Annotated in this window: 12 protein-coding genes and 1 other RNA gene; all 13 read left to right on the forward strand. The window is 46.4% G+C overall.

What is annotated here, in order from left to right:
• The first annotated feature begins 275 nt into the window (after nucleotides 1-275).
• Complete coding sequence (locus AMS66_RS00940) at nucleotides 276-1,880, forward strand: CTP synthase (RefSeq protein ID WP_053779052.1); 1,605 nt, start codon at nucleotides 276-278, stop codon at nucleotides 1,878-1,880.
• A gap of 220 nt (nucleotides 1,881-2,100) precedes the next feature.
• Nucleotides 2,101-2,487 carry a response regulator gene (locus tag AMS66_RS00945; protein WP_053779053.1) on the forward strand — a complete coding sequence of 129 codons (387 nt, stop codon included), beginning with the start codon at nucleotides 2,101-2,103 and terminating at the stop codon, nucleotides 2,485-2,487.
• Nucleotides 2,488-2,747: 260 nt separating this feature from the next.
• Complete coding sequence (gene fba, locus AMS66_RS00950; protein WP_053779054.1) at nucleotides 2,748-3,602, forward strand: class II fructose-1,6-bisphosphate aldolase; 855 nt, start codon at nucleotides 2,748-2,750, stop codon at nucleotides 3,600-3,602.
• A 149-nt stretch (nucleotides 3,603-3,751) separates the two neighbouring features.
• Nucleotides 3,752-5,005, forward strand: a complete 1,254-nt coding sequence (locus tag AMS66_RS00955; protein ID WP_053779055.1) for a UDP-N-acetylglucosamine 1-carboxyvinyltransferase — start codon at nucleotides 3,752-3,754, stop codon at nucleotides 5,003-5,005.
• A 469-nt stretch (nucleotides 5,006-5,474) separates the two neighbouring features.
• Nucleotides 5,475-6,800 carry a transcription termination factor Rho gene (gene rho, locus AMS66_RS00960; protein ID WP_053779056.1) on the forward strand — a complete coding sequence of 442 codons (1,326 nt, stop codon included), beginning with the start codon at nucleotides 5,475-5,477 and terminating at the stop codon, nucleotides 6,798-6,800.
• Nucleotides 6,801-6,899: 99 nt separating this feature from the next.
• Nucleotides 6,900-8,174: a radical SAM protein gene (locus AMS66_RS00965; RefSeq protein ID WP_053779057.1), complete on the forward strand. Its 1,275-nt coding sequence runs from the start codon at nucleotides 6,900-6,902 to the stop codon at nucleotides 8,172-8,174.
• 103 nt (nucleotides 8,175-8,277) lie between these two features.
• Complete coding sequence (gene rpmE, locus AMS66_RS00970; protein ID WP_024628775.1) at nucleotides 8,278-8,475, forward strand: 50S ribosomal protein L31; 198 nt, start codon at nucleotides 8,278-8,280, stop codon at nucleotides 8,473-8,475.
• A 149-nt stretch (nucleotides 8,476-8,624) separates the two neighbouring features.
• Nucleotides 8,625-8,892, forward strand: an RNA gene (gene ffs / locus AMS66_RS31470) — signal recognition particle sRNA large type.
• A 173-nt stretch (nucleotides 8,893-9,065) separates the two neighbouring features.
• On the forward strand, nucleotides 9,066-10,826 hold the full coding sequence (dnaX, locus tag AMS66_RS00975; RefSeq protein ID WP_053779058.1) for a DNA polymerase III subunit gamma/tau: 1,761 nt from the start codon (nucleotides 9,066-9,068) through the stop codon (nucleotides 10,824-10,826).
• 48 nt (nucleotides 10,827-10,874) lie between these two features.
• Nucleotides 10,875-11,186 (forward strand): YbaB/EbfC family nucleoid-associated protein, encoded by a 312-nt coding sequence (locus AMS66_RS00980; protein WP_024628773.1) that lies wholly within the window; start codon nucleotides 10,875-10,877, stop codon nucleotides 11,184-11,186.
• 34 nt (nucleotides 11,187-11,220) lie between these two features.
• Nucleotides 11,221-11,820, forward strand: coding sequence for a recombination mediator RecR (gene recR / locus AMS66_RS00985; RefSeq protein WP_053779059.1), 600 nt, complete (start codon nucleotides 11,221-11,223; stop codon nucleotides 11,818-11,820).
• A gap of 344 nt (nucleotides 11,821-12,164) precedes the next feature.
• Nucleotides 12,165-12,392 carry a DUF2508 family protein gene (locus tag AMS66_RS00990; protein WP_144424380.1) on the forward strand — a complete coding sequence of 76 codons (228 nt, stop codon included), beginning with the start codon at nucleotides 12,165-12,167 and terminating at the stop codon, nucleotides 12,390-12,392.
• Between the two features lie 39 nt (nucleotides 12,393-12,431).
• Nucleotides 12,432-12,701 (forward strand): pro-sigmaK processing inhibitor BofA family protein, encoded by a 270-nt coding sequence (locus tag AMS66_RS00995; protein ID WP_053779060.1) that lies wholly within the window; start codon nucleotides 12,432-12,434, stop codon nucleotides 12,699-12,701.
• Nucleotides 12,702-12,957 lie beyond the last annotated feature (256 nt).

The following is a 12,957-nucleotide window of genomic DNA, read 5'->3' on the forward strand; positions in this document are numbered from 1 at the left end:
ACAATCCGTGGTCTGTTTTTGTATATCCAAAACACCAAATTCATTGATCCGATGATCTCTGTTTGGGACAGGTCTGGATAATGGCTTCCGGAAGGTTTGCACCATTCTACGCTGTAGAACAACGTTGTTTACACATGGTCTTCGCATGAAAGAGCAGTTCGCAGATGCAGGGAATTTCTGCCATTGCTCTTTTTAACGATGATTACCTGGGAAACGGGTTACGATAATACCATATATCGCCTGAATTCCGTACTTATATTAGGAGGGTAATAACAGTGACAAAGTATATTTTCGTGACGGGCGGAGTTGTGTCCTCCCTGGGCAAAGGGATAACGGCTGCCTCGCTGGGCAGATTGCTGAAAAACCGAGGGTTGAAGGTAACCATTCAAAAATTTGATCCATACATCAATATCGACCCGGGAACAATGAGTCCTTATCAGCATGGTGAGGTGTTTGTAACGGATGATGGCGCGGAAACGGATCTTGACCTTGGCCACTACGAACGTTTTATTGACATCAACCTCTCCAAAAACAGCAACGTCACGACTGGTAAAGTATACTCCTCCGTCATCAGCAAAGAGCGGCGCGGGGAATATCTGGGCGGAACGGTACAAGTCATTCCACACATAACGAACGAGATCAAAGAGCGCGTATTCCGCGCAGGACGTGAAGCGGGTTCGGATGTCGTTATTACGGAGATCGGCGGTACGGTGGGTGACATCGAGAGCTTGCCTTTCCTGGAAGCTATTCGCCAAATTAAGAGTGATGTAGGCCGTGACAACGTCATGTACATCCATGTAACACTTATTCCTTACATCAAGGCTGCTGGTGAAGTGAAAACTAAACCAACTCAGCACAGCGTGAAGGAATTGCGCAGCATCGGTATTCAGCCAAACGTCATTGTTTGCCGTACAGAGTACGAGCTGTCCAAAGACATGAAAGCCAAAATCGCTCTCTTCTGTGACATTGATGAAAACGCCGTGGTGGAATGTCGTGATGCAGACACATTGTACCAGGTGCCTTTGAACCTGCGTGAAGAAGGCTTGGACGAGATCGTGGTGAACCACCTGAAGCTGACTACTCCTGCACCGGATATGAGCGAGTGGGAAGGGCTGGTTGACCGTATCAACAAGCTGGAGCATACAGTGGAGATTGCCATTGTAGGTAAATATGTAGCATTGCATGATGCTTATTTGAGTGTTGTTGAATCTTTGTCTCATGCAGGGTTTGCCTCCAATGCTGATGTGAAGATCCGCTGGATTCACTCCGAAGATATCACCGATGAGAATGTGGGCGATCTGCTGCACGGCGTAGGCGGAATCCTCGTACCAGGCGGATTTGGTGATCGGGGTATTGAAGGTAAAGTATCTGCGATTCGTTATGCCCGTGAGAAACAAATTCCGTTCTTCGGTATTTGCCTGGGTATGCAGGTTTCTGTTATTGAATATGCACGTTCCATCGTTGGTTTGACTGGAGCGAACAGCTCTGAGATCAATCCAGCTACGGAGTTCCCGGTGATCGATCTGTTGCCTGAACAAAAAGATATCGAAAACCTGGGTGGTACAATGCGTCTGGGTCTGTATCCTTGTAAGCTTCAGGAAGGTTCCCTGGCAATGTCTTGTTACGATGATGAACTGGTCTATGAGAGACACCGTCACCGGTACGAGTTCAACAATGAATACCGTGAAGCGATTGAAAAAGCAGGCCTGGTTATCTCCGGTACATCTCCGGATGGTCGTCTGGTTGAGATCGTCGAGCTTCCGGGACACCCATGGTTCCTGGCAGTACAATTCCATCCGGAGTTTACTTCCCGTCCGAACCGTCCACAGCCGTTGTTCCGTGAGTTTGTAAAAGCTTCTCTGGAGAGCATTGGAAAATAAGTATTGATCATTAAGCTATAAATAAAGGGATGTTCTTGGCAACCGATAAGGATGCTGGGGGCATCCTTTTTTAGTGCCTCGAGATAAGTGAAAATGGTTTTTGGCATTTTGGGATGTAAGCAGGATTTCAATGGGGGAGGTAGAATACTTATCATGACGACTATGGGATACTTATCCAGATTCAGACGTACATGCTTTCCTAATTCTAGGAGGTTAATCAGTGGAAAATAAAAAAGTGTTGATTGTCGATGACCAGAATGGTATTCGAATCCTGTTAATGGAAGTGTTCGGCAGCGAAGGATATAATACGTTTCAAGCGCCTAATGGGAAGATCGCCCTGGAAATAGTAAATAATGACAAACCTGATCTTGTGCTGCTTGATATGAAGATACCTGGCATGGATGGCCTGGAAATTCTGAAACATATTAAGGAAATTGATCCGGATATCAAAGTCATCATGATGACGGCTTATGGTGAACTGGACATGATCAAGGAAGCTACGGATCTTGGGGCGCTCATGCACTTTACGAAACCGTTTGATATCGATGAAATGCGAGTGGCAGTCAATATGCAGCTTCGAAATGATACTGCGAATAAGTGCAGCTGAATCCTGTGGATACAGGATTTTTTTGCGTGTGAAGCTTTGAGAGTCTGCGGGTGGACATACAGGGTATTTCAGTCTGGTATCCGGGGAATATTGGAAATGGGGACGTCGTCATGCTGTGTCTATGAAAACTGTGCTGCAAAGCACAGCATTTTTGCAAATGCTTGTTTAGTATTTGACATGGGATGTGGTATAATAAGCCCGTATGTGATTTCGGCTAAAAACCATAGACACAACCCAACACCCCTAGGAGGATTGAAACCATGCCATTAGTATCTATGACAGACATGTTGAACAAAGCACTCGAAGGAAAATATGCAGTTGGTCAATACAACATCAATAACCTTGAGTGGACTCAAGCGATTCTTGCTGCTGCTGAAGAAGAGAAATCCCCAGTAATCTTGGGCGTATCCGAAGGCGCAGCTCGTCACATGAGCGGTTTCTACACAGTAGTTAAAATGGTAGAAGGACTCATTCACGACATGAAAATCTCCGTTCCAGTTGCTATTCACCTGGACCACGGTTCCAGCTTTGATAAGTGTAAAGAAGCGATCGATGCTGGGTTTACATCCGTAATGATCGACGGTTCCCATCACTCCATCGATGAAAACATCGAAATGACTAAAAAAGTTGTTGAATATGCACACGCTAAAGGCGTTTCTGTAGAAGCCGAAGTAGGTACTGTCGGTGGACAAGAAGACGACGTTATCGGTGGTATCATGTACGCTGACCTGAACGAGTGTGTACGTATCGTTAAAGAAACGGGTATCGACACATTGGCTCCAGCTCTTGGTTCCGTACACGGTCCTTACCATGGCGAGCCTAACCTGGGCTTCAAAGAAATGGAAGAAGTTCGCGATGCGGTTAACGTTCCATTGGTACTGCATGGTGGTACAGGTATCCCTAAACATGATATCGACAAAGCCATTTCCCTGGGTACTTCGAAAATCAACGTGAACACTGAGAACCAAATTATGTTCTCCAAAGTGGTTCGCGAAGTGCTTGCAGCTAAACCAGATGCTTACGATCCACGTACATTCATCGTACCAGGCCGTGATGCAATCAAAGAAACCGTTAAAGGTAAAATTCGCGAGTTTGGTTCCAACAACAAAGCGTAATTTATCTTTACCAGTTCCATACTGTGAAAATGGAAAGAACACCGCCTAGCCGGTGTCTTTCCATTTTCACGCCTTATTTCTACATCGAAAGCCAACAGCACGTATTGCCGTTAACCGGCTGCAAAACACGTAGGGGGACATTAAGCTTTATGGAGAAATTAATGATAAGTGGCGGACGTCCGTTACAGGGTACTGTAACTATAAGCGGCGCCAAGAACAGCGCCATCGCGCTTATTCCTGCAGCATTGCTTGCCGAATCAGAAGTCGTGCTGGACAACCTGCCGCTTTTGAGTGACGTGGCGGTTTATGCAGAAATTTTGGAGGAACTCGGGGCTCGTGTACACTGGGAAGGCAGTCAGATGAAGATCGATCCTTCCGATATTAAATCCATTCCCATGCCGAATGGTCCCGTGAAGAAGCTCCGTGCTTCGTATTATATGATGGGAGCACTGCTTGGGCGTTTTAAAGAAGCAACCATTGGTTTACCTGGGGGCTGCAATTTTGAGCCTCGTCCAATTGATCAGCATATCAAAGGGTTTGAAGCGCTTGGCGCAACCGTAACGAACGAACATGGCTCCATTCATTTGCATGCCAAAGAGCTGCGCGGAGCAAAGATTTATCTGGATGTAAGCAGTGTAGGTGCAACCATTAACATCATGCTGGCGGCTACTCGTGCCAAAGGCTCTACAATTATCGAAAACGCGGCTAAAGAGCCTGAGATTATAGATGTAGCAACACTTTTGAATTCAATGGGTGCCAGTATTAAGGGTGCCGGTACCGAAACGATCCGTATTGAAGGTGTATCGGAGCTTAAGGGATGCCGTCATTCCATCATTCCGGACCGTATACAAGCGGGCACATATATGATCGCTGCCGCTGCGACGCGTGGCGACGTTCTGATTGACAATGTTATTCCCAAACATCTGGAGGCTTTAACGGCAAAGTTGTTGGAAATGGGTGTTGGCATTGAAGAGCTCGACGAAAGTATTCGTGTCATTGGCAAACCGAGCTACAATCATGTAGACGTTAAGGCGCTCGTATATCCCGGTTTTCCTACGGATTTGCAGTCCCCGATGACCAGTGTGTTGACACAGGCAAAGGGTGTGAGTGTCCTGAGCGACTTTGTATATAGCAACCGATTTAAGCACGTTCCTGAGTTGGTACGCATGGGCGCAAAGATCCGTGTCGAAGGGCGCTCAGCTATCATTGAAGGCAGTGCTTTGAATGCGGCCAAGGTAAAAGCATCCGATCTTCGCGCCGGTGCAGCGCTGGTGATCGCAGGTCTCACCGTTAGTGAAGGTGTGACCGAAGTGACTGGCGTGGAATTTATCGATCGTGGATACGATCATCTAGTAACCAATCTGCGTCTGCTAGGTGCAGATGTGTGGCGAGAAACAGATTAATTCTGTATTGTATGACGAGTTTTACGGCATTTAAGTGATTATTTTGACAGAACTGCATATCCTTTCAGTAATTGGGTAAACCTGATTTAATAGAGTTCTCAGTCTCTCCGGGATAAGACGAAATGTTCCTGTTTCCTTTACCGGAGGGTCTTTTTTTGAGTCAGACTTCATATGGCTGTAAGAACATCATTTCCTTTTCCTCAAGCCCCGGTTTTGTTTGAACTGCGCTCCATAGCCGGTCTGCCCGGATCGAACGCCTCATGTATTCGTGTTCACTCACTAGCGGATATTGCCGAAAGCTGGCTATCTCGCCCGGAAACTTACACTCAAAGACAAGTATTTGCATTATAACGGTTACATTCCGTACAATGGACAGAAGAGAATTGCAGAACGATGCTGCTCTTATAGCCGGAACATCAAGCGAAACTATCCATTTCACGGACTTATTAATTGAATAGGTGGTTATTATATGGATCTACAAATTTCCGATTTGGAAGAAATGAAACTAACGGACCTCTACAAACTGGCCAAAAAATATCAAATTCCCTACTACGGCACATTGAAAAAGAAAGAATTGATCTTCGCCATACTACGTGCACAGGCTGAACAGAGTGGATTGATGTTCATGCAAGGTGTGCTAGAAATTCTACCTGAAGGCTACGGATTCCTTCGTCCGATCAATTACCTGCCAAGTACGGAAGACATCTACATCTCAGCCTCACAGATTCGCAAGTTTGACCTAAGAACAGGTGACCTCGTATCAGGTAAGTGTAGAACGCCTAAAGAAAACGAGCGATACTTCGGTTTGCTGCAAGTCAACGCTGTAAATGGTGAGAATCCATCAGCGGCTGCGGAAAGACTTCACTTCCCGGCGTTAACCCCATTGTACCCGCAGAAGAAACTGGTTCTCGAAACATCCCCCAACCATTTGTCCACACGCATTATGGATGTGCTCGCCCCGGTAGGACTGGGACAGCGCGGATTGATCGTAGCACCTCCCAAAGCGGGTAAAACACTTCTCCTCAAAGAAATTGCCAACAGCATCTCAACCAACAACCCAGAAATTGAACTATTTGTCCTGTTGATTGATGAACGTCCGGAAGAAGTTACGGATATGTCGCGTTCGGTTAAAGGGGAAGTTGTGGCTTCTACGTTCGATGAGCTTCCAGAGAACCATATCAAGGTTGCAGAATTGGTGCTTGAACGTGCGCTGCGTTTGGTTGAAGCGAAAAAAGATGTCGTTATTTTGATGGATAGCATTACGCGTCTTGCTCGTGCATACAACCTAGTCATCCCACCTTCCGGACGGACACTTAGTGGAGGTATTGACCCGGCAGCATTCCATCGTCCGAAACGTTTCTTCGGTTCTGCACGGAATGTGGAAGAGGGTGGAAGCCTGACAATCCTGGCTACAGCATTGATTGATACGGGTTCGCGTATGGATGATATCATTTATGAAGAATTTAAAGGTACGGGCAATATGGAGCTTCATTTGGATCGCAAGTTGGCAGAGCGTCGTATTTTCCCGGCTATCGATATTCGCCGTTCTGGTACACGCCGCGAAGAAGTGTTGCTGAGCAAAGAAGAGCTTGATACAATCTGGGCGATTCGTAAAAACATGAACGATTCCCACGACTTTGTCGAAGGCTTCTTGAAGAAACTGCGTAATAGCAAAACGAATGCTGAGTTCTTGGCGGCATTTGATACAGCTGGCAATAGTCCAACCAGCAACTCCGGATCGACTACGACTCGGCGCTCACCAAGACAGACTGCTGCGTCCGGTACAACTACCTAGAATTACGTCGTTGATTTAACTCAAATTTTGCAGCGTTGCTGCTGGATTAACAATATACTCGTCGTTTGGCTTTAACCCATTAGATGTGAGGAGAACATCATGTATTTAGTATACGCAGATGAAAAAGGTAACGTATTTGATCATCCTTCCCTGTACGGGCTTGCCCGAAGTGGAGATATGATCGTTGAAATTATGGATGATGAGTTGATTCCTTTGCCGGAAGGTGCAACGCTGGTTGGACTGCCGAGTACACGTCCGATTGGTATGGATCCGGATACTGGCGAGATGCTGCCAATGCCTAGTGACACACAGGCGGTTGGGGCTTTGCTTCCGCAAGGGTTCACTCGTTTGTGTCTTCCGGGGTATGTAAAGACGGATAAGGAGTATAAACTGCCTTTGTTCGGTTACTCGGCTGTCGTGTGGAAAGATGGTGAGTTTTACGTCACTGCGCGGATGTCTGATCATCCAGATCAATGGAATCCGCTGAACTGTGATCGGGATGATGTACGTGCGGGTGTGAAACGTTTAACGAAGCAATATCCCGAAAATCGCCTCTATACCCATCTGTCCAATTGTGCGCTCGGATATGAATGTCTGACTTCGTCTAATACCTTCCTGAATCGTTGGGAAGGTGGCGTTCCAGTATCCTATTCCTGCAACGCAGGCTGCTTCGGATGTATTTCGGAGCAACCCGATGATAGTGGCTTCGTTTCCCCGCAGACCCGGATGAATTTCCGTCCACGTGTGGATGAAATCGTTGAAGTGATGCTGGAGCACTTGAAGACGCCTGAATCGATTATCAGCTTTGGTCAGGGTTGTGAAGGGGAGCCTTCCACGCAGGCCAAATTAATTATTGAAGCTATTCGCGAAGTGCGCTCCATAACCGACATGGGATATATCAACATTAACACCAACGCAGGTTTGAATGATCACATGAGAGGCATTGTTGATGCAGGGCTCGATCTGATGCGTGTAAGTACGATCAGTGCATTGGATGACCACTATAATGCATACTACAAACCTCGCGGATATACACTGGCCAATGTAGAAAAATCAATGAAATACGCTGCTTCACAGGGTGTATATACGTCGATTAACTACTTGATCTTCCCAGGAGTAACGGATCGTGAGGAAGAGATTGAAGCGATGATTGAGTTTGCTCGCAGAACCGATTTGCGTCTTATTCAAATGCGTAATCTCAATATTGACCCGGAGAGCTATCTGGAATTGATTCCTCCAGCTCAAGGTGATATTTTGGGTATGAAGCAAATGATTGAGATTTTTGAGGAAGAGCTACCAGATGTCGTTATTGGCTCCTATACGCACATTCCCCCAGCCGGAATGGCACGTCCAAAACGCCTCATTACCTCTTGACAATTATGGATTGCAACTGACATTAGGCCGTGTTATAATCTTCGATGTTGTGCCATTTACTCTGGGTCCGCTTGAGGCTCAGGGCGGAAAGAGGTGAAAGGTAATGAAAGCAGCAATTCATCCTAAATACACGATTGGTCAAGTATCTTGCGCTTGCGGGAATACTTTTGAAACTGGTTCGGTTAAAGACGGACTTCGTGTAGAGATTTGCTCTGCGTGCCACCCGTTCTTCACCGGTAAACAGAAGTTTATCGATGCTGGCGGCCGTGTGGACCGTTTCAAGAAAAAATACGGAATCTAATTCAACAATTCTCTGGGAATTGTCTGATTATTACATCCAAATCACCTCTGCCGTTCCGGCAGGGGTTTTTATATGTTTTTTTTGTGATTGTATTGGCTCCCATTCCCTCTGGTTGCAATTTAGACAACCATAAGTTATACTATTTCTTACCGTGCTAGATGGGGAGGTAGCGGTGCCCTGTAACTCGCAATCCGCTACAGCGAGGTTGAATTCCTGCTAGAGGTTTTGTCGATGTGAGGTTTGGTCCCTTAACGTGGTGTTGACGGTTGGGTCCTCCGCAATGAGTACTCATGAACCTGGTCAGGTCCGGAAGGAAGCAGCCATAAGTGAGATCACTCTTGTGCCGGAGGATCGCCTAGCCCGAGCTGTTGTTAAGGGGTGCCGCTTGGATCGCAAATATCGATAGCAGGTGCACGGCTTACCATTTAAATGTAGAGACCTTTGCAGTTGTATGTATGCAGAGGTCTTTTTGATATGTCTAAAAAAACCAAGCATGATGAGTCAGATAAAGTTTGGATTCACCCCGGAATATAGTATAATGGGGGAACGACAAAGGACTCGAATGCGAAGTGGAAGGAAGGTAACGCATCATGGAGCATATCGCGTTATACCGGGCTTGGCGTCCCCAGTCGTTTCAAGATATGGTGGGACAACAGCATATTATTCAGACCTTGCAGAACGCGATTCGTGAACAGCGAACTTCCCATGCCTACTTGTTTAGCGGGCCCAGAGGTACAGGGAAGACAAGTGCCGCCAAGATTTTGGCCAAAGCTGTGAACTGCGAGCGCGGGCCTGCGCCAGAGCCTTGTAACGAGTGTGAAGCTTGCCGCAGGATTACGACGGGCGCTGTGATGGATGTGCAGGAAATTGATGCCGCATCCAACCGTGGCGTTGAAGAAATCCGCGATCTTCGGGAAAAGGTAAAATACGCCCCGACTGAAGTCCGGCAGAAAGTGTATATTATTGACGAAGTGCACATGCTGACGACAGAGGCATTCAATGCGCTGCTCAAAACATTGGAAGAGCCTCCGCCACATGTGATGTTTATTTTGGCAACAACAGAACCCCATCGTCTTCCAGCAACGATTATTTCTCGCTGTCAGCGATTTGATTTTCGCCGGGTATCTCTGGAAGAACAGACAGCACGACTTACGCTGATTTGCGAACAGGAAGGCATGGAAGCGGACCAGGACGCACTCCAGTATATCGCACGTCTGTCTGACGGGGGGATGAGGGACGCACTCAGTGTCCTCGATCAAATCTCTTCCTTTACAGATGGCAGGGTAACCTATCAGCAGGTTATGGATATGACCGGAGGCATTCCTTCTGAACAGTTTGCGAAGCTTGCTGCTTCTCTGCTCAAGGGCGATGTAGGTCATATCTTGCAAATGATCGAAGGGTTCATGCATGAAGGCAAGAGTGCGGACAAGTGCATGGAGAATTTGCTTTATTATTTCCGTGATTTGCTTATGATTAAGATGGTGCCGGATGCAGATAAACTCACGGATCGGGTGCTTAATCCCGAGACTTTCCGTGATATGGCGGAATCATTCACCAAGGAACAGCTGTTCCAGATGATTGATACCCTTAACCGGTACCAGAGTGAAATGAAATATGCAGTACAGCCGCAGACGCTGTTTGAAGTAGCTCTCCTTAAACTGTGCAGCATTCCGGCCCAAGGGGCGTCATCGGGTCAGGTGTCAGGTTCGGTTGGTGCGGCTTCTGCCGTATCCTCGCCAGCGGATGGTGGGGAGATCAACCGATTGAAGCAACAGCTTGCTGAACTGGAGAAAAAGCTGGATCGTGCGCTTAAGGGTGGTTTGTCTGGGGGAGAGGCTGCATCAAGTGCCCCTTCACGTCCGGCAACACGAGCTCCGGTGTCGAGAGGCAATTCGCCCGCGAAGCTTCCTCCGCAGCTCGATCAATATGTTGCGCGTAAGGGATCTCCTGAGTTTGTGGAGGTCAGCAAGAAGTGGGGGCAGATCCTGCAACGCGTAAAAGAAGAGAAAGTAACTGTTCACGCCTGGTTTATGGATGGTGAACCGGTATCACTGCTGGAAGACAATGTTCTGGTGGCGTTTAAGAACAACATCCACCGTGAAACTACGGAGAAGCAGGCTAATCGCGAAGTGATAGAACGGGTACTGTCTGAACAGCTTGGACGTTCAGCGCGTCTTGTGACGATGATGCTTAAAGATTGGACCGGAGCGATTGATGGGGCTACCGAAACGCCAAAGGAGGACTTTAAGCTTGAACCTGAGCATGAAGACGGCGGTTCAGGCAACAAGCAGCCTTGGATTGACGAAGCCATTCAGCTCTTTGGTGAGGACCTTGTAGTGATCAAAGAATAGATATACATGCGCCTGGCGCAATAACTATAACAAAGGAGATGAATAATCATGAACAATATGAACCAAATGATGAAACAAGTGAAAAAAATGCAGGAGCAAATGCTGAAGGCACAGGAGGAGCTGGCGGACAAAACAGTCCAAGGCACTTCTGGTGGTGGTGTTGTAACTGCTGAAGTTAACGGACACAAGAAATTGCTGGCTATTACCATCAAGCCAGAAGCGGTTGATCCAGAAGATGTAGAAATGCTGCAGGATCTGGTTATGACAGCAGTCAATGATGCAATGACCAAAGCTGATGAAATTGCGAACCAGGATATGGGTAAATTCACAGGCGGCATGAAAATTCCGGGATTATTTTAATTTAAATTGATCCTATCAAAGGAGACGCAATCGATTGTATTATCCCGAACCGATAGCAAAGCTGATTGACGCCTTCACCCGTTTGCCGGGTGTTGGCCCCAAGACGGCAGCGCGACTAGCTTTTCATGTGCTTAAAATGAAGGAAGATGACGTTATTGATTTTGCCAAAGCACTCGTAAGTGTGAAGCGGAATCTTCATTACTGTTCGGTGTGTTGTAATATTACGGATACTGATCCTTGTCGGATCTGTCAGGATAAATCCAGGGATGTCTCGGTGATCTGTGTAGTCCAGGATTCCAAAGATTTGGTGGCTATGGAACGTACCAAGGAATTTGATGGATACTATCATGTGCTTCAGGGTGCGATCTCTCCGATGGAGGGAATAGGTCCGGATGATATCCGTCTGAAGGAACTTTTGACTCGATTAAGTGATGAACGGGTTAAAGAACTCATTCTGGCTACAAATCCGAATATCGAAGGTGAGGCCACGGCGATGTATATTTCCCGTTTGGTCCGTCCGTTTGAGATCTCGGTGACTCGGATTGCCCATGGATTGCCTGTTGGTGGCGACCTGGAGTATGCGGATGAGGTGACTCTTTCCAAGGCGCTCGAAGGGCGCAGGGAAATGAGATAGCTACGCGTGCTGCTTGATGAGAGTGTACACATATAATGTTTTATTTTTTTAATCAGAAGAATAGATGAGTTTGGATTACTTGGAGAGCCCTTTAGGCTCTCTTTTTTTGTTCTAATACTCGTTTTAACGCAGGTTAGATGTGAAGACTCTCAATTCTAATGATGTATGTATATTGAAACGAAGAATAGCGCTGGCATCAAATTAAAGATTCATTAAATTATTTGGTTCAGTTCTAAGTTTGTCCTTTCCCTGATATGTATGAGAATAAGCTGTGCTGATCAGGAGGGGGAGGGCTTATGTTGATATGGCGAAATGTAGGAAGATCTGTGGAGAAACGTGAAAGAATGCTAAAGGAAATGGAAGAGGACCAGATCTATTCAGATATTCAGAAAGCCAAGGCGGAGTGGGAACGGGCGGTCAGACAGTTTGAAGAGGCGCAAGGGGAGGACGAAATTGATTATGCGATCTATGTATTGGAAGCTGCAGAACGTAAATATCAGATTCATTTGAAGCGGGCTAAGCGTGTGGGAGTTACGAGGGTGGCTATAGGTGATCGAGGGTTGGGAATGTAGGTGGGGGTATGATGATATTCGAACTTGGGGGTGCTAAGTATGAAGAGTCTAATATTAGGAAGCGTGCTTGTTGTATCGTTATTGGGATTGATAATCATTTTGTTTAGAAAACGGATTGGGCTATCCTTCTTTACATCATTCGGGATACATTTGGTATTGGCTGCGGTGGGGATATATATCGTAAATTATTCAGGCTGGATCACCGGAACTTACATTCCACTGAACCCTGCCACAATAGGTACTGTAAGCATTCTGGGATTGCCGGGGGTTGGATTATTGTTGGGTTTGAAAATTTCTTTGTTTGGGTAGTTGACTCCTGAGAAGTTTATATGGTACATTATATCTCGTTGCTTTGCTTGATTGGGTTAAATGCTTTTGACGAAATGAATGAGTTCACTAAGAACTTGGAAAAAGAATTTCGAAAAAAGCTTGACTGAAACAAACGAAGTATGGTATATTATAAAAGTCGCCGCTGAGAGAAAATGGTGACGAAAAAGAAAGAAAATCATCAAGTTTGATCTTTGAAAACTGAACAATGAGTGAGTAAACATTCTGCTTGCAGAAT

Origin of the sequence: Paenibacillus xylanivorans, from assembly GCF_001280595.1 — a bacterium.
Classification (GTDB): domain Bacteria; phylum Bacillota; class Bacilli; order Paenibacillales; family Paenibacillaceae; genus Paenibacillus; species Paenibacillus xylanivorans.

Excerpts from the sequence above, each read along its gene's own strand:
- AMS66_RS00955 (WP_053779055.1), top strand. The coding sequence starts at position 3,752 with ATGGAGAAATTAATGATAAGTGGCGGACGTCCGTTACAGGGTACTGTA.
- rpmE (WP_024628775.1), top strand. The coding sequence starts at position 8,278 with ATGAAAGCAGCAATTCATCCTAAATACACGATTGGTCAAGTATCTTGC.
- AMS66_RS00995 (WP_053779060.1), top strand. The coding sequence starts at position 12,432 with ATGAAGAGTCTAATATTAGGAAGCGTGCTTGTTGTATCGTTATTGGGA.
- AMS66_RS00980 (WP_024628773.1), top strand. The coding sequence starts at position 10,875 with ATGAACAATATGAACCAAATGATGAAACAAGTGAAAAAAATGCAGGAG.
- AMS66_RS00965 (WP_053779057.1), top strand. The coding sequence starts at position 6,900 with ATGTATTTAGTATACGCAGATGAAAAAGGTAACGTATTTGATCATCCT.
- AMS66_RS00990 (WP_144424380.1), top strand. The coding sequence starts at position 12,165 with ATGCTAAAGGAAATGGAAGAGGACCAGATCTATTCAGATATTCAGAAA.
- fba (WP_053779054.1), top strand. The coding sequence starts at position 2,748 with ATGCCATTAGTATCTATGACAGACATGTTGAACAAAGCACTCGAAGGA.
- dnaX (WP_053779058.1), top strand. The coding sequence starts at position 9,066 with ATGGAGCATATCGCGTTATACCGGGCTTGGCGTCCCCAGTCGTTTCAA.
- rho (WP_053779056.1), top strand. The coding sequence starts at position 5,475 with ATGGATCTACAAATTTCCGATTTGGAAGAAATGAAACTAACGGACCTC.